The organism is Devosia aurantiaca, from assembly GCF_011058215.1.
Lineage (GTDB): Bacteria > Pseudomonadota > Alphaproteobacteria > Rhizobiales > Devosiaceae > Devosia > Devosia aurantiaca.
Map to the genome: position 1 here is coordinate 303,855 of NZ_JAALFG010000001.1, position 16,081 is coordinate 319,935.

The following is a 16,081-nucleotide window of genomic DNA, read 5'->3' on the forward strand; positions in this document are numbered from 1 at the left end:
GGATTTAAGGAAGATGGAAATCGTCGAGCTCCGGTGGAGAGACTGGAGGGTACTCATCCGGCGTCTCGCTCAGAGTTCCAGTTATTACAAGAGCCTTGATCTGGATCAGGCGCCAGAGCGGAAGACTGGGCAGGAAGTCGTCGAGCGCTTCTTCCAATTGCCATGACTCAGTGATGACGCGCCCTTCCTGTTCGAAGATGTCTGCCGGCACACGGAAGGTCTTGCCATACCGCCTGTAGTGGGCAAGGAACTCGCGGTACTCATCGAGCTTGGCTTGCACGTCCTGCGCCATCTTGCGCTTCCGAAATGCCTGTTCACGCCTGACCAAGGCCTCGCGCGAGAGCCCGTTCACCCTGGGCGCCAAGTGGCAAACCTCTTGCGATTTCCCAAAATCGGGAACAAATTTCACACCGTATTTTGCGCGCGTCCACGTCAGGATTCCGTCGCGCTCCTCGACTTCCACCAAACCCCAGAACTGCGCCCAACGCAAAAGATCGGCCACTTCTACAGGCTCGTACCGCTCGGGATAAAAGGCCAAACCGTGTTCTAACGCTGACTTCGCGTCCAGGCGATGGGCACCATCGAACAACCGGTCCAGCCGACGATCCCAAATATGGTACAAATGGGATTTGAGCACGCCCAGCCGTCCTCCATTGCGATACCTGTTCTCCATTTCCGTGATTTCGTTTTCAGTCACCCACCAGGTCAAATGTCTCTTAGGCATGCTCGTTCTCGCTAACCGGTGATGGACAAGACGGGATCGGGAGACGCCGCTGCGGACCTAGTGGCAGTCCGGCACCCAACCAGTGGTAGATGCTTCTGGAGTTACTGATCCTCTTGGAACAAAGATCAGAGGTTGCGGTAGTTGATGCATGGCGACTGACGGCATCGACAATCTGGATCAGGCGGTAAAGCGGTAGCTGTGCCAGCAGGCCATCGAGCGCCTCTTCCAATTGCCACGCACAGTCGCTGGTCGAACCATTGCGGTCGAAAACCTCCTGTACCACACGCGTCGACCCGCTCATTCTGCTGATTAGATTGCACAGCCTATCGAGGTGTCGGTCGGACTGTTTCTGCAACTTGCGCGCTCTTAGATCGGCTTCCTGCGAGACCAGAGCATCGATCGAGGGTACCTCACTCAGCGGTTGCACGGTTCGAATATCCAGCGAAAGCGAGAGGCGGGGAATGAAGGTCACACCATGACGAAGTCGTTGCCAGGTGTTTTCACCGTCTACTTCGATGCGCTCGACGATCCCCTGCTGCTCCGCCCAGCGCAATAGTTCAGCTGCCATCGCCGGTTTGTAAGTGGGTTGGCCGATGGACAAACTGCGTTGGACTGCCTGTCTCGCATCGATACGGCCCGTGCGCTCGAACAAGCGGTCCAAATCTCGGTCAGAGCCGTAGAAGTCGCTTGGATTATAGGGCCAGACCGAGCGAATTCGACTGATCCAGTAGGCAGCGTTGAACAGCCAAACGTTCGCAACACTGACGCCATCGCAAGGCCGAGATCTCATACCGAGCCTCCCAAACGATAGGCCGGGATCGTTGAAACCGCGGCTAGCATCACCTCGGGCCATGCCGTGCCATAGCTCTGCCCCACCGTCTTGCTGGCATGGCCATCGATACGATCGATGATTTGTTCCTGGACGCCCGCAGCAAGAAGGCTAGAGCGGAAAAGGTGTCGCCAGCCATGGTTGGGATCGACGCCGGTGTCGGTAATGCCCACAGTGTGGCGCACCCAGTGGGCCAGGCTCTCACCGACCTTTTTGTACTGCGGGTTGGCATCAGAGCCGCCGCGACGACGCTCGGGATCATAGAAGAGGTGCCTCCCGGCGCGGGACTCGACGTACTTGATGAAGCCCTGTTCAATAAGATGGGGATGCAACGCAACCCAACGCGCCTTACGATTCTTGACGGTCCCCGCTTCGGGAGTAAGACGGATGCACCAGATCAGTTGGCCGTTGCGGGACCTGCGCTCCTTAACGTCTTCGGCCCGAGCCTGGGAGACCTCGTTCACCCGCGCTCCGGAGTAGCACATGATCCAAGGCATCCAGCGCCGAGCTGCCAGGCCTTCTTCGGTCAGGTTCTTGGTGCGCGGCAGCATGGTGGCCCGGAGGATGCGCTCGGCCTCATCCTGGTCGAATTCGCGATCGCGCAGCACGTCCTCTTCCGGCACGATGACCTTCGAATTCTCGAATGGCTGATGCGCGACACGCTTCTTGCGCTTCGCCCAGATGAAGAGGGTCTTGGGATGCGCCATGTCCGCGTCGCGGACAGTGCGCGGGGACACGACGCCAAGCCGATGCTGGATCCAGCGCTCAGCATCGGCTTCGGTGACCTGTTCCATGTCATCGTGGCCGAGGAAGCCGAAGAACGCTGAAAGAACGCCAGTCTGGCGCTTGATGCTGGATGCGGCCGGCTTGGCTTCGGCCAAGTAGTCTTGATGAACGTCGCGCCAGGATACCCGGGCACGCACTTGCCTGCTTTTACCGATGACATTGGGTTCGGGGAAGCGGCCCGCATCGGGATCGGGGCTGATGTCGCCGCTCGCTCGCTTGGCAAGTTCGCGGTAGGCCTGCGCCAAGGCAGCCGCAGCAGACATGTGCAACCGTGAGAGCGACTGCTGATCGGTCCGGATGCCGAGAAGTCTCCAGCATTTCGCTCACGCGTCCTCCGACGAGGCGCGCAGCCATGCTGGACGGGGTAAATGCATAGGTGTTGCCAAAGGGACGCTGGACGATTTCCGACGCCGGGGACAATACCGCCTGAGCCTGGCGCAGCTTGCCAAGCCAATAGTCGCGATCGACAGGATCGTCGCCATATCGCGACATCAGCAAGTGATAGAGCCTGCCCGCCAATGCGTCGATCTCCTGACTGGAGAGCGACTTGGGCGGAGCCTCCCCATTGGCCGCCGCGAGTTCCTGCTCGGCCCAATCGGCTTCGATCTGCGCTGCCATTTCTGCATGCAGCCTGCGCGCCGTCACCGGATCCCTCGTGCCAAGCGAGACTTTCACCTCGCGCTTCCCGATCAAGGAGCGGAGACGTTCCGGAACGACCTTCCTGAACTGATAGATACCGGTGCGCGGATGCACCGACGGACGCACTGCGGAAACGACCACTTTGTACCACTCCTTTGTACCAAAGGCGGGCTCAAAAGTCTCGGATTTGCTGGGTTCCTAGCGTTTCTGCCGGTCTCGAACAGAAGTGGCGGAGAGAGAGGGATTCGAACCCCCGATGGAGTTGCCCCCATGCCGCATTTCGAGTGCGGTGCATTCAACCGCTCTGCCATCTCTCCGCGAGATCGAGGGCGCCCGGAGGCGCTGCTGGTCGATACGGGGCGGCTTATCGCATAAGGGTCGAACGGCTGCAACTGTCTTGTCTCACGTTTTCGTTTGCGCGGCACCAAACGGTGTCTGGTGCGTTTGCCGCGCGAGAACATCCGTAAAACAGGGAGAAGACAATGGTTTCGCGTCGAATGGTGGTGGCTGGAATGGCGGCTTTGCCTGTCTTGGGAATGGTACGCGTTTCGGCGCAGGAAACAGATACGGTCGCGACCAGCGAGGGTGACCTCGTGATCCATCCGGTGGATCACGCAAGCCTGGTCCTGACCTGGGGCGACCAAGCCATCTATGTGGATCCGGTCGGCGGCGCCGCGCTTTATGAGGGCCTGCCCGCCGCAACGGCCATCCTCATCACCCATGGTCATGGCGACCACTTCGACGTGCCAACGCTCGAGGCTATCGCTGGCGACGCGGTGCTCGTGACCAACCAGGACGTCTTCGAGCAATTGCCCCAAGCCCTCAAGGCAAACTCGACTTCCATGGCCAATGGCGACCAAGGCACCGTGGTGGATCTGCCGATCCGCGCCATTGCCGCGCACAACACCACGGCCGACCGCATGCAGTATCATCCGGTGGGCGTCGGCAACGGTTATGTCCTCACATTCGGCGACCAGCAGGTCTACATTGCCGGCGACACCGAGCCGACCGATGACATGCTGGCGCTGACCGATATCGACATCGCCTTCCTGCCCATGAACCTGCCCTATACGATGACGCCGGAACAGGCGGCAGAAGCCATCAATACCTTCAAGCCCAAGGTGGTTTACCCCTACCACTATGGCGACAGCGACCTCAGCGTGCTCGAAGGCCTGGTGGAAGGCGACACGGAAGTGCGTCTCCGCAACTGGTATCCCAACGCCTGACCTGTCATCAATTGGCTTGACTCTGCGGGCTCCTGCCCCGATAAGCCACACGATCTGCGCTCCGGTTCTGCCGGCGCGCCGATTTTGTTTGAAAACGCTGCTCGAGGCTGCCGGCTGAATTTTTTGGCCCACAATTCGAAAAGCCCGCGGATCTGGCACGAAAGCCGCGGCGCCACAGAGCGCGACAGATAGGGACCGGTTGGACCACCAATCGGCAATTGCATGACTTTCGCCGTTATCAAGACGGGCGGGAAGCAGTATAAAGTTGCTGCCAACGACCTGATCAAAATCGAAAAGCTCGAGGCTTCGGCCGGGGACATCGTCACCTTCGACCAGGTCCTCATGGTGGGCGACACCATCGGCCTGCCGCTGGTGGAAGGCGCCCTGGTCGCCGGCGAGCTGGTCGAGACCCGCAAGTCCAAGACCGTCATCATCTTCAAGAAGCGCGCCGCCGCCACAGATTCGCGCCGCCGCAACGGTCACCGCCAGCTGCTCTCCACCGTCCGGATCACCGAGATCCTGACCGGCGGCGCCCAGCCGACCGCGCGCGCTGCCGCCGCAACCGACACGACCCCGTCCGTGACGGAGCAGGCTGCGCCCAAGAAGGCAAGCAAGGCAACCGAAGCCGAAGCCACCACGGCTGAAGCACCGGCCAAGAAGGCTTCTGCAAAGAAGGCCGCTGCCGCCACCGAAGACACCGCCGCTGAAAAGCCGGCGAAGAAGGCCGCGGCCAAGAAGACCGCTCCCAAGGCCGACCAGGAATAAGAGGAACTTAGACCATGGCACATAAAAAAGCAGGCGGTTCATCCCGCAACGGTCGTGATACCGCTGGCCGCCGCCTCGGCGTCAAGAAGTTCGGCGGCGAAGCTGTGATCGCCGGCAACATCATCATCCGCCAGCGTGGCACTAAGTGGGCTCCGGGCACCGGCGTTGGCCTTGGCAAGGACCACACCATTTTCGCACTTGTCGACGGCACCGTCGCGTTCCGAACCCGTGCGAATTCTAAAGTACACGTGTCTGTCGTCCCGGCAGAGGCCGCCGAATAATCCGGCAGGTCTTACAAACCCAGCCGGTGACCAGTTCCCCGGCTTGGCGTTTAGCAGCGTAGTGCAAATGCAAAGGGGGACCGGTCAGCCGGTCCCCCTTTTCGTTTCCAGGAGCACGCCGCCAAATGACCACGATCAAGGATCGCCTGCCGACCACCATCCATACCGGGCGCCTGGTCCTCACCACCCCGACCATGGCCCATGCTCCGGCCATTGCGGCATTGGCGAACAACGAAAACGTCCATCGATGGCTGGCGCGGCTGCCCTTTCCTTATGGGGTCGAGGATGCTCGCATGTTCGTCGAAGAGTTCGCTTCCAGCGATGCCGAATGCTGCTTCGCGATTTTGCGAGACGGCGAATTCGTTGGGGTTGTGGGGTTGAGCTTGGTCCCCGGCGAACCGCCGGAACTGGGCTATTGGCTGGGCGAGCCGTTCTGGGGTCTTGGCTATGCAACCGAGGCAGCGCAGGCAGTCGTCGAGGCGGCACGAGCGAACGGCGCGACTGCAGTGCGGTCGCGAGCCCTGGCCGACAATCGCGGGTCGCGCAATGTGTTGCGCAAAGCCGGCTTTCGCGAAACCCACGAAGGCATCGAAAGCAAAGGCAACTGCACCGGCAAGCCGACCGTCTATCTGCATCAGGACTTATCAAGATGACGCGGATCCAAACCTCGCGTCTCCTTCTGCGCGCGCCCCGGCCTGACGATGCACCCTGCATTGCGCTGGGCATGGGCGAATTCGAAGTGGCCCGCTGGCTGGCGCCGGTGCCGTGGCCCTACACTTTGGCCATGGCCATCGACTGGGTTTGCATGGCGCCCGAAAATGGGCTCTTCGTGGTTGATCTGCCGGGACGCGGGCTGATCGGCTGCGTCGCTCTTAGCGCGGAACTGGGCTTCTGGATCGGCCGTCCCCACTGGGGTCGCGGCTATGCTACTGAAGCGGCGAGCGCCGTCCTCGACTGGTATTTCAGAACCTCGGGTGAACCCGAAATCTCATCCAGCGCCCATCACGCCAACAAGTCCTCGCTGCGGGTCAAAGCCAAGCTCGGCTTTGTCGAAACCGGCCGTGATCGCCGCTTTTCGCACGCATTGGGGCATAATGTTGAGCATGTGGTGAGCACGCTGACACGTGCCGATTGGCTGGCAGGCGAGGCAAAGCGATGTGCGTGATCGAACCCGAACATATCATCTTCCGCGCATCCCTCCCCCTTGAGGGGAGGGACCGAGGGTGGGGGTCTGTCAGTGATACACTGCGCCACCCCAAACCCTCCCCTCAGGGGGGAGGGGCGCAGGCGCTCAGAGATCGGGGTTGAATTTTATGATATCGAAGGACCGCCTCCCCGAAACGATCGACACCGCGCGCCTCCTGCTGCGGCCGCCCCATGTCTCCGATCTCGATGATCTTGTCCGCGAGATCAACAATCCGAAAGTGCTGGAGCCCACGGCGAGCCTGCCCTTCCCTATCTGCCCGACCATGGCCGCGCCTTTCTCACCAAGCGGGAGCGGACTGGCCAGCATCCCTATGTGATCGCGGATCGGCAGACGGACCGCTTGCTCGGCGTGATCGGGCTATACTTCGTGCCCGATCAGCCGGTGGAGCTAGGCTATTGGCTGGGCGAACGCTTCTGGGGGCAAGGCTTTGCGCCCGAAGCTGTCAACGCGCTGGTGGACGCGGCGATCGCTATGGGCATTTCGCCGATCAGGGCGCGCGTGCTCAAAAGCAACCCTGGCTCGCTGCGGGTGTTGGAGAAGGCCGGCTTTGCCTTGCTCGAGGAAACGGCGAGCGTCGTTGAACGCCATCGCGGCAAGCCGCTTCTGGTGCTGGAGCGCAGGTGATCGTCTCATGAACCCCATCATCGAAACACCTCGCCTGGTCTTGCGTCCGCCGATCGCAACCGATGCCGAGGCCATTGCCAATAACCTCAACGACTTCGCGGTCTCGGGAAACCTTGCCCAGGTCCCCTACCCCTACCGCCTCGCCGATGCGAAGTCGTGGCTGCGGACCCGGCGGCTCGACACCTCCGTCGAGCGCATGAACTTTGCTGTCGAATATCAGGGCGCCTATATCGGCCAGGTCGGCTTTACCCGGGCAAAAAGGGACCTGTCGTAGGCTACTGGATCGGCCAGCCGTTCTGGAACCGCGGCTTCATGACCGAAGCGGCCTGGGCGAGCCTCGACTGGTATTTTGGGCAAACCGGCGCGACCGCGATCTATTCGGGGTCTTTCATTTCAACGCCGCCTCGCTCGCTATCCAGCGCAAGCTCGGCTTTAGGGAGATCGGCCGCTCGCGCCTCCATTGCCTTGCGCGCGGCGTCGAGGTGGAGCATATCGACACTCAAGTCACGCGCGAGCGTTTCCGCCAGCTTGCGGCCCGATCCGGGGCGGCGAGCGCGACAACAGCAAAGTCAGTCTCATGAAGTTCCTCGACCAGGCCAAGGTCTATATCAAATCGGGAGATGGCGGCGCCGGCGCCGTCAGTTTCCTGCGCGAAAAATTCGTCGAATTCGGCGGCCCGGATGGCGGCAATGGCGGCAAGGGTGGCGACATCATTGCCGAATGCGCCGAAGGCCTCAACACGCTGATCGACTTCCGCTACCAGCAGCACTTCCGCGCCCCCACCGGCACCCATGGCATGGGCAAGAACCGCACCGGCGCCCATGGCGAGGATGTTATCCTGCGCGTCCCCAAGGGCACGCAGATCTTCGAGGAAGACCAGGAAACCCTGATCGCCGATTTCACCGAAGTCGGCCAGCGCGTCGTGCTGCTCAAGGGCGGCAATGGCGGCTTCGGCAATGCCTACTTCAAGACCTCCTCCAATCAGGCGCCCCGCCGCGCCAATCCCGGACAGGAAGGCACCGAAAAAGGCATCTGGCTGCGACTCAAGCTCATCGCCGATGCCGGTCTCGTCGGCCAGCCCAATGCCGGCAAGTCGACCTTTTTGGCCGCAGTTTCCGCGGCTAAGCCCAAGATCGCCGATTACCCTTTCACCACGCTCCATCCCAATCTGGGCGTCGTGCGCATCGGCGAGCGCGAATTCGTTCTCGCCGACATTCCGGGCCTCATCGAAGGCGCCTCGGAAGGCATCGGCATCGGCGACCGTTTCCTCGGCCACATCGAGCGTTGCCAGGTGCTGATCCACCTCATCGACGGCACCAATGAAGACGTCGCCCACGTCTATAAGGCTGTGCGCTACGAACTTGCCGCCTATGCCGACGTTCTGGCCGACAAGTCCGAAATCGTCGTGCTCAACAAGGCCGATGCGCTGAGCGAAGACGACATCAAGGCCAAGGTCAAGGCGCTGAAGAAGGCATCCAAGGCCGAAGTCCGCCTCGTCTCCGGCGCCACCGGCCAGGGCGTCGAGCAGGTGCTTTACGACGTGCTCAATATCCTGGACGCCGAAAAAGCGGCCGCTGCCGAACTGGTGCGCAAAAAAACGGAAGAAAAATGGACGCCTTGACCGGCTGGACTGGACTTAGCCCCTCCCCCTTGAGGGGAGGGGTTGGGGAGGGGTGTCGCGGGAAAGGCAAACTCTGCGCCTGCGGATGTCACGACACCCCCTCCCCAGCTTCGCTAGGTCCGAAGGACCAAGCTGCGCTACCCTCCCCTCAAGGGGGAGGGTGTGCATAGCCCTGCCTTTCGTGGACCAGCAAGCATGAACCCCCTCGCCCCCTACCGCCGCATCACCATAAAAATCGGCTCGGCCCTCCTGGTCGACAAGTCCGGCAAGCTGCGCGCCGATTGGCTGGCAGGCCTCGCCGAAGACATCGCGCATTTGAAGGCCGAAGGCCGCGAAGTGGTGATCGTCTCCTCTGGCGCCATAGCGCTCGGCCGCGGGCTTTTGGGACTATCCGCCATCGCCCTGACGCTTGAACAATCGCAGGCCGCCGCCAGCGCCGGGCAGATCGCCCTCTCGCAAGCCTGGGCCGAAGCGCTGGGTCGGCACGGCATCATCACCGGCCAGATCCTGATCACGCCCAACATCACTGAAGAGCGGCGCTATTTCCTCAATGCCCGCACCACCATCCAGACCCTTCTGGGCCTGGGCGCCATTCCGATCATCAACGAGAACGACTCGGTGGCGACGGCCGAAATCCGTTACGGCGACAACGACCGCCTGTCGGCCCGCGTCGCGACCATGATCGAGGCGGACCTTCTGGTGCTCCTGTCCGATATCGATGGGCTCTATACCGCGCCCCCGCCAAGGATCCCGCTGCCGAACACCTGCCGGTGGTCGATCGCATCACCCCTGCCATCGAAGCCATGGCCGGTGGCGCGGCCAGCCATCTTTCGCGCGGCGGCATGACCACCAAGGTCGAGGCCGGCAAGATCGCAACGCTTGCCGGCACGGCCATGATCATTGCCAAAGGCACCGAAGCGCACCCTCTAAAACGCCTGACCGAAGGCGGCTTGCACACCCTGTTCCGCGCGGCCACCACCCGCGCCCAATCGCGCAAACGCTGGATCATGGGGACGCTGGCCGTGGCCGGGACCCTCCAGGTCGATGCCGGCGCCGCGCGTGCCCTCGGCATCGGGCGCTCGCTGCTGCCGATCGGGATAACTCGCATTACCGGCGAATTCGAACGCGGCGATACAATTTCCATCGTCGATCCCGACGGACAAGAAATTGCCCGCGGCCTTGCAAGCCTTGACAGCGAGGACGCGCAGCTTGTCATGGGCAAAAGGAGCGATGTCATGGCCGAGCTTTTGGGCGCCGGCAACCGTAGCGAAATGATCCATCGCGACAATCTGGTGCTTGTGGGCGCCAAGGAGAATGCACAATGAGCGCAGTGGAAGTTACCGATATCGGCGCGCTGATGAGCGAGATCGGCCAAAAGGCCCGCCTTGGCGCGCGTGCCCTGGCCATCGCCACGCCGAAACAGAAGCGCACCGCGCTTTTGACTGCCGCTGGCGCGCTTAACGCCCATCGCAAGAAGATCCTCCAAGCCAACGCGCTCGACATGGAAGCGGCCCGCACCAAGGGTATTTCCGGCGCCTTCCTCGATCGGCTCGAGCTCAACGACAAGCGCATCGACGGCATCATCGAAGCCGTTCGCACCATTGCCGACCTGCCCGACCCCGTCGGCACGGTGATCAGCGAATGGGACCGGCCCAACGGCCTTCACATCGAGCGCGTGCGCACGCCCCTGGGCGTCATCGGCGTCATCTTTGAATCGCGCCCCAACGTCACCGCCGATGCCGGCGCGCTTTGCATCAAGTCAGGCAATGCTGTGATCCTGCGCGGCGGCTCGGACTCGTTCCATTCCTCCACTGCCATCGTCGATTGCCTGCTCGATGGCCTCCATCTCGCTGGCCTGCCGGTCGAATGCGTCCAGCTTGTCCCCACCACTGATCGCGAGGCGGTAGGTGAAATGCTCAAGGGTCTTGGTGGCACGATCGACGTCATCGTTCCCCGCGGCGGCAAGTCGCTGGTGGCGCGTGTGCAGAGCGAAGCCCGCGTGCCCGTCTTTGCCCATCTTGAAGGCCTGGTGCATGTCTATATCGACCGCTCGGCCGATCTCGAAAAGGCGGTAAGCGTCACCCTCAACGCCAAGATGCGGCGCACCGGTATCTGCGGCGCAGCAGAAACGCTTCTGGTGCATCAGGACGTCGTCGCCACGCACCTCAAGCCCATCGTCGACGCGCTCATCGCCAAGGGCTGCGAAATCCGCGGCGATAGGCAGGTGCAGGCGCTGATCGCCGAAGCCAAGCCGGCGACGGAACAGGACTGGCGCACCGAATACGAAGACGCCATCATTTCGGTAAAGGTGGTCGAGAACCTCCAAGCGGCCATCGCCCATATCGAGCACTATTCGAGCCACCACACCGAGGCGATCATTGCCGAAGACGCGGCGGCCGTCGAAAAGTTCTTCAACGAGATCGATAGCGCCATCCTCGTCCACAACGCCTCGACCCAATTCGCCGACGGCGGCGAATTCGGATTTGGCGGCGAAATCGGCATCGCCACCGGCAAGATGCATGCGCGCGGGCCGGTCGGCGTCGAGCAGTTGACGAGCTTCAAATACCGCGTGCGCGGCAACGGACAGCTGCGCCCTTGAGCCAGCCTATCCCCGGCATCACCGAAATTCCGCCTTCGACGCCGGGCATGCGCATCGGCCTTTTCGGCGGCAGCTTCAATCCGATCCATGACGGGCATCGACTCGTCATGGAGGAAACCCTGCGCCGGCTGCGGCTGGATCAGCTTTGGGTGCTCGTCACCCCGGCAATCCGCTCAAGAACAACGAAAAGCTCGCGCCCCTGGCCGATCGGGTCACAGCTGCCCGGCAATTCCTCGCCCACCCTCGCATCCGCGTCACCGGCTTTGAAGCCGCCAAGGGCTTTACCTATACCTGGGAAACGGTGCGGTTTCTGACGCAATCGCTGCCTGGCCGGCACTTCGTCTGGATCATGGGCGCCGATAGTCTCGCCGATCTTCACCGTTGGGAACGCTGGCGCGATCTTGCCGCCACGGTACCCCTGGCGGTCTATGTCCGGCCCGGCTCGTCGCGCCGGGCTCTCGCCTCCCGCGCGGCAACGACGCTCGACTTCGCGCAGCTCGACGAAAGCGACGCAGCTCTCCTCGCGGGCGCGAAAACCCCAGCCTGGATCTACCTTCAGGGACGGCAGTCGAGCCTCTCGTCTTCGGGTATCAGGGCAGCGAAAAGCCAAAAGTAACCGCGTGTTAAGGCTTGACCTTGCGAAAATGGCCGCCTGATCGTATATTTGCCCGCAGTGATTGAAGTCACCGGAACAGGAACTGACGGCTTGCCGTTTATTCGACGCCGCTTTTATTCCGATCAACAACCAAGGATGTTTATCGTTCGCATGACCCGTGCACGCGCAGGGGCGGAGGTCCTTTACTGATGGCCGCGCTGCCCACCAATACCGTCAACACCCCGCCCGCCGCAGCCAATGCGGTGCAGAAGCCCCTGATCGACGTGATCCTCGAGACGCTCGATGATGCCAAGGCCGAGGAAACCGTTGCGGTCGATATTACCGGCAAGTCCTCGCTGGCCGACCACATGGTCGTCACCTCCGGCCGCTCGCAGCGCCATGTCGGCGCCGTCGCCGATCAGGTGATCACCGCCCTGCGCGACAACGGCTACGGCAAGCCGCGCGTCGAAGGCATGCCCAATGCCGATTGGGTCCTGGTCGATGCGGGCGACGTCATCCTCCACATCTTCCGCCCCGAAGTACGCGAGTTCTACTCGATCGAAAAGATGTGGCAGGCCGATTTCGCGGCCGACCAGCACTAAGCTGTGCGGATAAGCATTGCCGCCGTCGGGCGGATGAAGAACGGGCCAGAGCGCGAGCTTGTGGCCCGTTATCTTGAGCGGGCGCAGGCTTCGGGCAAGCCGCTGGCCTTGACCGGCTTCGACGTTCACGAACTCGCTGAAAGCCGCGCCGGCTCCGCCGCTTCCCGAAAGGCAGAAGAAGCAAAGTCCATCCGCGCCACCCTGCCCGAGGGCATGCTGGTGATGCTGGACGAACGCGGCAAGTCGCTAAGCTCGGAGGCCTTCGCCACCCAGCTCGGCCGCTGGCGCGACGACGGACGGCAGGCGGTCGGCTTCGTCATCGGCGGTGCCGACGGCATCGACCCCGAATTCGTTAAATCCGCCGACCTAACCCTGAGCTTTTCCCCCATGGTCTGGCCTCATCAGCTGGTGCGCATCATGCTGGCGGAACAGCTTTATCGCGCCATCACCATCCTGTCGGGCCATCCCTATCATCGCGGTGATTGAGCTCACCGGATGGTTAAGCATTGTTAACCAGCGCTTTGCCGGCTGCTTGCTAAGGTGCGGCAAGTGATTCGGGGCTGAGAGCCCCCATTGGGAGTTGCCATGCACTTGCGGCCGGCCCGCATCGTCACGCTGTTGCTGGTCAGCGGCCTGCTTGCGGGCACCGCCGTGCTGCCGCTTTTGGCGCAGACCGAAACGCCCACAAACGCGGTCGACGCCGATCTTCGTCCCAGCATCCCGGCCGATCCGACATTGGTGCCGGCGCCGGCTGATCCCACCACCGACACACCCACCACCGAAACCCCGCTACTCGCGCCCGCCCCTGCGGAGTCCCCCGCGGCCGAACCCACAGCGTCCCCTACGGAAACCGCTCCCCCTCCCGCAGCCAGCAGCAATGCCGCGGACCTTGAAGAAGTCGAAGCCTCGCTCACCATCAGCCGCGAACGCATCGATGCGCTCAAGGCCGAGATCGCGGCGATGGAAGGCGACACTGCCCAGCAGAACGCCGCCCTGATCGCCGCCGGACAGCGCGTCAAGCTTGCCGAAATCGAGGTTGCCGACGTCGAGGAACGCCTCTCGGACCTGATCGTCCGGGAATTGGAAGTGCGCGGCCGGCTCGATGGCGCCGATGCCGAGATTGCCAATGTCCTTGCCGCCCTGCAGCGCATCTCCCTCAATCCGCCCCCGGCGCTTGTCGTCGATCCCGACGACGCATTGGGCTCGGCGCGCGGCGCCATGCTGATCGCCGCCATCCTGCCCCAGCTGCGCACCAAGGCCGATACTGTCGCAGCCGACCTCAAGGCTCTCACCGACATCAAGACCGCGGCCCTTGCCGAAGAAGCAACGCTCAAGGCCAATCACGACGTTCTGGAAGAAGAGCAGCTGCGCATCGCAACGCTGATCGCCGCGCGCCGCCAGGGTATTACTCAGATCAGCGCGCAATTGAGCGAAGAAGAAGCCGCCGCCGTCGATCTCGCCGAACGCGCCAGCACCCTGCGCGAACTCATCGGCGCCCTCTCCGAGCGCGCCGCCGCTAGTGCCACCGGCACCCCAACACCTGCTGCCGATCCGGACGCACCGACGCTATCTCCCGAAGCCATCCAGCTGGCCTTCGCCGACACGTCGCGAACCCAGCCTGCCGTCCCGTTCCAGCTGGCGCGCGGCTACCTCACCCAACCCTCGAACGGCGTCACCGTCGTCGAATTCGGCGACAATGACGGCCAGGGCGGCATCTCGCAGGGCCAGTCCATCGTCACCCGCGCCGAAGCCCAGGTGCTGGCTCCCGCCGATGGTTTTGTGCTCTACAAGGGCCCTTACCTCAATTACGGCCAGATCGTCATTCTCAATACCGGCGGCACCTACACGGCGCTTCTCGCGGGGCTTGAAACCATCTCGGTCGATATCGGACAATTCGTGCAAATGGGCATGCCGATCGGCACCATGGGATCACGCACAATTGGACGGACGGTCACCACCAGTGCTGGTAACGAGCAACCGACCCTTTATATTGAGCTAAGACAAAACAACGAGCCCTTCGACCCAGCCGGGTGGTGGGCCAATAACGGACAGACGGGATAAAACACCCCATGCGCTTACCCACCCTTCGCGCTGCCGCCGTTTGCGCGGCATTGCTGGTGCCGGCCACCGTATTGATTGCCCAAGATCAGACACCGGTCGAAACGCCGGCCCCGGCACCCACCGAAGTCGCACCCGGCGAAGAGGTGCCCGTCGACGAAACCCCCAATCCCAGCGGCGAAGAGCCCGAGCCCACCGAAGCCGAAAAGGCCATCGTTGAGGCGCGCGACCCGCTCGAGATCTATTCCGACCTTAATCTCTTCGGCGAAATCTTTGATCGCATCCGTGCTGAATATGTCGATCCGCCGGATGAAGAAGAGCTGATCCGCGCCGCCATCCAGGGCATGCTGACCTCGCTCGACCCTCATTCGGGCTACCTGCCGCCGGTCGATTACGAAGAAATGCGCGAGGATACGTCCGGCCAGTTCGGCGGTCTCGGCGTCGAAATCCAGATGGAAGACGACCTCATCAAGGTCGTTTCCCCATCGACGACACCCCAGCGGCCAAAGCCGGTATCCTGTCCAATGACCTCATCTACCAGATCGACGGGAAGACCGTTCAGGGCATGACCCAGGACGAAGCTGTTGGACTGATGCGCGGCGAAGTCGGCACCAAGGTCAAGATCACCGTGCTGCGCGAAGGCGTCAGCGAGCCGATCGATTTCGAACTCACCCGTGCCGTTATTTCCATGCGCGCCGTGCGCTGGTCCATGGAAGGCGACGTCGCCGTGCTGCGCCTCGCCCGCTTCTCCGAGCAGGCCTTTGTCGGCATCGAGCGCGCCGTCGAAGACATCTATGAGGAACGCGAGGGCGTTGCGCCCAAGGGCATCATCCTCGACCTCCGCAACAATCCGGGCGGCCTCGTCGATCAGTCCGTTTTGGTTTCCGATGCCTTCCTCGATCGCGGTGCCGTGGTCCTGACCCGTGGCCGCACTGACAATGACAGCGACCGTTATGATGCCGGCCCCGACCCGCTCGACGCCCGCCTCAAGGACGTGCCGCTCGTCGTGCTGATCAATGGCGGCTCCGCTTCCGCTTCGGAAATCGTCGCCGGTGCGCTTCAGGACCACAAGCGCGCCACGCTTGTCGGCACCCGTTCCTTCGGCAAGGGCTCAGTACAGTCGATCATCTCGCTTGGCCCCGATGGCGCCATGCGCTTGACCACGGCGCGCTACTACACGCCCAACAACCGCTCGATCCAGGCGCTGGGCATCACGCCCGATATTGAAGTGCTCCAGGTCGTGCCCGAGGAATTCCAGGGCCGCGACGAAATCATCGGCGAGGCTGGGCTCGAAGGCCACATCGTCATCGAAGGCCAGGAAGAATCCACCGTCGGTTCCTCCGTCTATGTGCCGGTCGACACCGCCGAGGACACCCAGCTTCAATACGCGGTGCGCCTGATCAACGGCGAGGAAACCAACGCGGCCTACCCGCCACCGCAGGAATAGGCACCACAGGGACCGCGATCTGCATGCGTAGCTTGACTGCATCCAGAGCCTCGGCCTTGCGCCTCCCTCCCCTTGAGG

19 protein-coding genes, 1 tRNA gene and 2 pseudogenes are annotated in these 16,081 nt (G+C 62.5%); 17 read left to right on the forward strand and 5 right to left on the reverse strand.

Translation table 11 applies throughout. The features are described 5' to 3' along the window. Positions 1-4: 4 nt before the first annotated feature. The 5 genes from G5575_RS01550 to G5575_RS01565 all read right to left on the reverse strand — a co-directional run bounded on the left by G5575_RS01550 (position 5) and on the right by G5575_RS01565 (position 3,295). Positions 5-697: a hypothetical protein gene (locus G5575_RS01550; RefSeq protein ID WP_164532800.1), complete on the reverse strand. Its 693-nt coding sequence runs from the start codon at positions 695-697 to the stop codon at positions 5-7. Positions 698-716: 19 nt separating this feature from the next. Continuing rightward, positions 717-1,376, reverse strand: coding sequence for a hypothetical protein (locus G5575_RS01555; RefSeq protein WP_164532801.1), 660 nt, complete (start codon positions 1,374-1,376; stop codon positions 717-719). 134 nt (positions 1,377-1,510) lie between these two features. Then, positions 1,511-2,602, reverse strand: a complete 1,092-nt coding sequence (locus tag G5575_RS01560; protein ID WP_164532802.1) for a site-specific integrase — start codon at positions 2,600-2,602, stop codon at positions 1,511-1,513. Next, positions 2,487-3,119: a DUF6538 domain-containing protein gene (locus G5575_RS21425; protein WP_328765801.1), complete on the reverse strand. Its 633-nt coding sequence runs from the start codon at positions 3,117-3,119 to the stop codon at positions 2,487-2,489. The genes G5575_RS01560 and G5575_RS21425 overlap by 116 nt, the downstream gene beginning before the upstream one ends. Before the next feature lie 86 nt (positions 3,120-3,205). Continuing rightward, positions 3,206-3,295: transfer RNA gene (locus G5575_RS01565), tRNA-Ser, on the reverse strand. A gap of 165 nt (positions 3,296-3,460) precedes the next feature. Between G5575_RS01565 and G5575_RS01570 the strand changes: the two genes are divergently transcribed. The 17 genes and pseudogenes from G5575_RS01570 to G5575_RS19775 all read left to right on the forward strand — a co-directional run bounded on the left by G5575_RS01570 (position 3,461) and on the right by G5575_RS19775 (position 16,003). After that, on the forward strand, positions 3,461-4,204 hold the full coding sequence (locus G5575_RS01570; protein WP_164532803.1) for an MBL fold metallo-hydrolase: 744 nt from the start codon (positions 3,461-3,463) through the stop codon (positions 4,202-4,204). Positions 4,205-4,426: 222 nt separating this feature from the next. Further along, a complete protein-coding gene (rplU, locus tag G5575_RS01575) occupies positions 4,427-4,969 on the forward strand; it encodes a 50S ribosomal protein L21 (RefSeq protein WP_164532804.1) in 543 nt (180 codons plus the stop codon). Between the two features lie 14 nt (positions 4,970-4,983). Then, the gene (rpmA, locus tag G5575_RS01580) at positions 4,984-5,250 is read left to right on the forward strand and encodes a 50S ribosomal protein L27 (protein ID WP_164532805.1); all 267 of its coding nucleotides are present in this window, start codon (positions 4,984-4,986) and stop codon (positions 5,248-5,250) included. A 125-nt stretch (positions 5,251-5,375) separates the two neighbouring features. After that, complete coding sequence (locus tag G5575_RS01585) at positions 5,376-5,903, forward strand: GNAT family N-acetyltransferase (protein ID WP_164532806.1); 528 nt, start codon at positions 5,376-5,378, stop codon at positions 5,901-5,903. After that, positions 5,900-6,415, forward strand: coding sequence for a GNAT family N-acetyltransferase (locus G5575_RS01590; RefSeq protein WP_164532807.1), 516 nt, complete (start codon positions 5,900-5,902; stop codon positions 6,413-6,415). The genes G5575_RS01585 and G5575_RS01590 overlap by 4 nt, the downstream gene beginning before the upstream one ends. A gap of 139 nt (positions 6,416-6,554) precedes the next feature. Further along, a complete protein-coding gene (locus tag G5575_RS01595; protein WP_164532808.1) occupies positions 6,555-6,773 on the forward strand; it encodes a GNAT family N-acetyltransferase in 219 nt (72 codons plus the stop codon). After that, positions 6,710-7,081 (forward strand): GNAT family N-acetyltransferase, encoded by a 372-nt coding sequence (locus tag G5575_RS01600; protein WP_164533704.1) that lies wholly within the window; start codon positions 6,710-6,712, stop codon positions 7,079-7,081. Before G5575_RS01595 ends, G5575_RS01600 begins: the two co-directional genes overlap by 64 nt. A 7-nt stretch (positions 7,082-7,088) precedes the next feature. Continuing rightward, the gene (locus G5575_RS01605; RefSeq protein WP_164532809.1) at positions 7,089-7,355 is read left to right on the forward strand and encodes a GNAT family N-acetyltransferase; all 267 of its coding nucleotides are present in this window, start codon (positions 7,089-7,091) and stop codon (positions 7,353-7,355) included. A gap of 303 nt (positions 7,356-7,658) precedes the next feature. Continuing rightward, positions 7,659-8,702, forward strand: coding sequence for a GTPase ObgE (gene obgE, locus G5575_RS01615; RefSeq protein WP_164532810.1), 1,044 nt, complete (start codon positions 7,659-7,661; stop codon positions 8,700-8,702). Positions 8,703-8,897: 195 nt separating this feature from the next. After that, positions 8,898-10,027, forward strand: a pseudogene (gene proB, locus G5575_RS01620) (glutamate 5-kinase). Continuing rightward, on the forward strand, positions 10,024-11,301 hold the full coding sequence (locus G5575_RS01625; protein ID WP_164532811.1) for a glutamate-5-semialdehyde dehydrogenase: 1,278 nt from the start codon (positions 10,024-10,026) through the stop codon (positions 11,299-11,301). Before proB ends, G5575_RS01625 begins: the two are co-directional and overlap by 4 nt. Before the next feature lie 107 nt (positions 11,302-11,408). Beyond that, positions 11,409-11,917: pseudogene (locus G5575_RS01630) on the forward strand (nicotinate-nucleotide adenylyltransferase). 188 nt (positions 11,918-12,105) lie between these two features. Then, positions 12,106-12,498, forward strand: coding sequence for a ribosome silencing factor (gene rsfS, locus G5575_RS01635; protein ID WP_164532812.1), 393 nt, complete (start codon positions 12,106-12,108; stop codon positions 12,496-12,498). A 3-nt stretch (positions 12,499-12,501) separates the two neighbouring features. Then, the gene (gene rlmH, locus G5575_RS01640) at positions 12,502-12,984 is read left to right on the forward strand and encodes a 23S rRNA (pseudouridine(1915)-N(3))-methyltransferase RlmH (RefSeq protein ID WP_164532813.1); all 483 of its coding nucleotides are present in this window, start codon (positions 12,502-12,504) and stop codon (positions 12,982-12,984) included. Positions 12,985-13,083: 99 nt separating this feature from the next. Then, on the forward strand, positions 13,084-14,559 hold the full coding sequence (locus G5575_RS01645) for a murein hydrolase activator EnvC family protein (protein ID WP_164532814.1): 1,476 nt from the start codon (positions 13,084-13,086) through the stop codon (positions 14,557-14,559). Positions 14,560-14,567: 8 nt separating this feature from the next. Next, entirely contained in the window at positions 14,568-15,125 is a 558-nt protein-coding gene (locus tag G5575_RS19770) for a S41 family peptidase (RefSeq protein WP_235935501.1), read from the forward strand. Continuing rightward, positions 15,098-16,003: a S41 family peptidase gene (locus tag G5575_RS19775; protein WP_328765895.1), complete on the forward strand. Its 906-nt coding sequence runs from the start codon at positions 15,098-15,100 to the stop codon at positions 16,001-16,003. Before G5575_RS19770 ends, G5575_RS19775 begins: the two co-directional genes overlap by 28 nt. Positions 16,004-16,081: the final 78 nt, after the last annotated feature.

Coding starts and splice junctions, on each gene's coding strand:
- G5575_RS01585 (WP_164532806.1), top strand. CDS start 5,376: ATGACCACGATCAAGGATCGCCTGCCGACCACCATCCATACCGGGCGC.
- G5575_RS01560 (WP_164532802.1), bottom strand. CDS start 2,602: ATGTCTGCTGCGGCTGCCTTGGCGCAGGCCTACCGCGAACTTGCCAAG.
- G5575_RS01645 (WP_164532814.1), top strand. CDS start 13,084: ATGCACTTGCGGCCGGCCCGCATCGTCACGCTGTTGCTGGTCAGCGGC.
- G5575_RS01625 (WP_164532811.1), top strand. CDS start 10,024: ATGAGCGCAGTGGAAGTTACCGATATCGGCGCGCTGATGAGCGAGATC.
- rsfS (WP_164532812.1), top strand. CDS start 12,106: ATGGCCGCGCTGCCCACCAATACCGTCAACACCCCGCCCGCCGCAGCC.
- rpmA (WP_164532805.1), top strand. CDS start 4,984: ATGGCACATAAAAAAGCAGGCGGTTCATCCCGCAACGGTCGTGATACC.
- obgE (WP_164532810.1), top strand. CDS start 7,659: ATGAAGTTCCTCGACCAGGCCAAGGTCTATATCAAATCGGGAGATGGC.
- rplU (WP_164532804.1), top strand. CDS start 4,427: ATGACTTTCGCCGTTATCAAGACGGGCGGGAAGCAGTATAAAGTTGCT.
- G5575_RS01590 (WP_164532807.1), top strand. CDS start 5,900: ATGACGCGGATCCAAACCTCGCGTCTCCTTCTGCGCGCGCCCCGGCCT.
- G5575_RS01605 (WP_164532809.1), top strand. CDS start 7,089: ATGAACCCCATCATCGAAACACCTCGCCTGGTCTTGCGTCCGCCGATC.
- G5575_RS01570 (WP_164532803.1), top strand. CDS start 3,461: ATGGTTTCGCGTCGAATGGTGGTGGCTGGAATGGCGGCTTTGCCTGTC.
- G5575_RS19770 (WP_235935501.1), top strand. CDS start 14,568: ATGCGCTTACCCACCCTTCGCGCTGCCGCCGTTTGCGCGGCATTGCTG.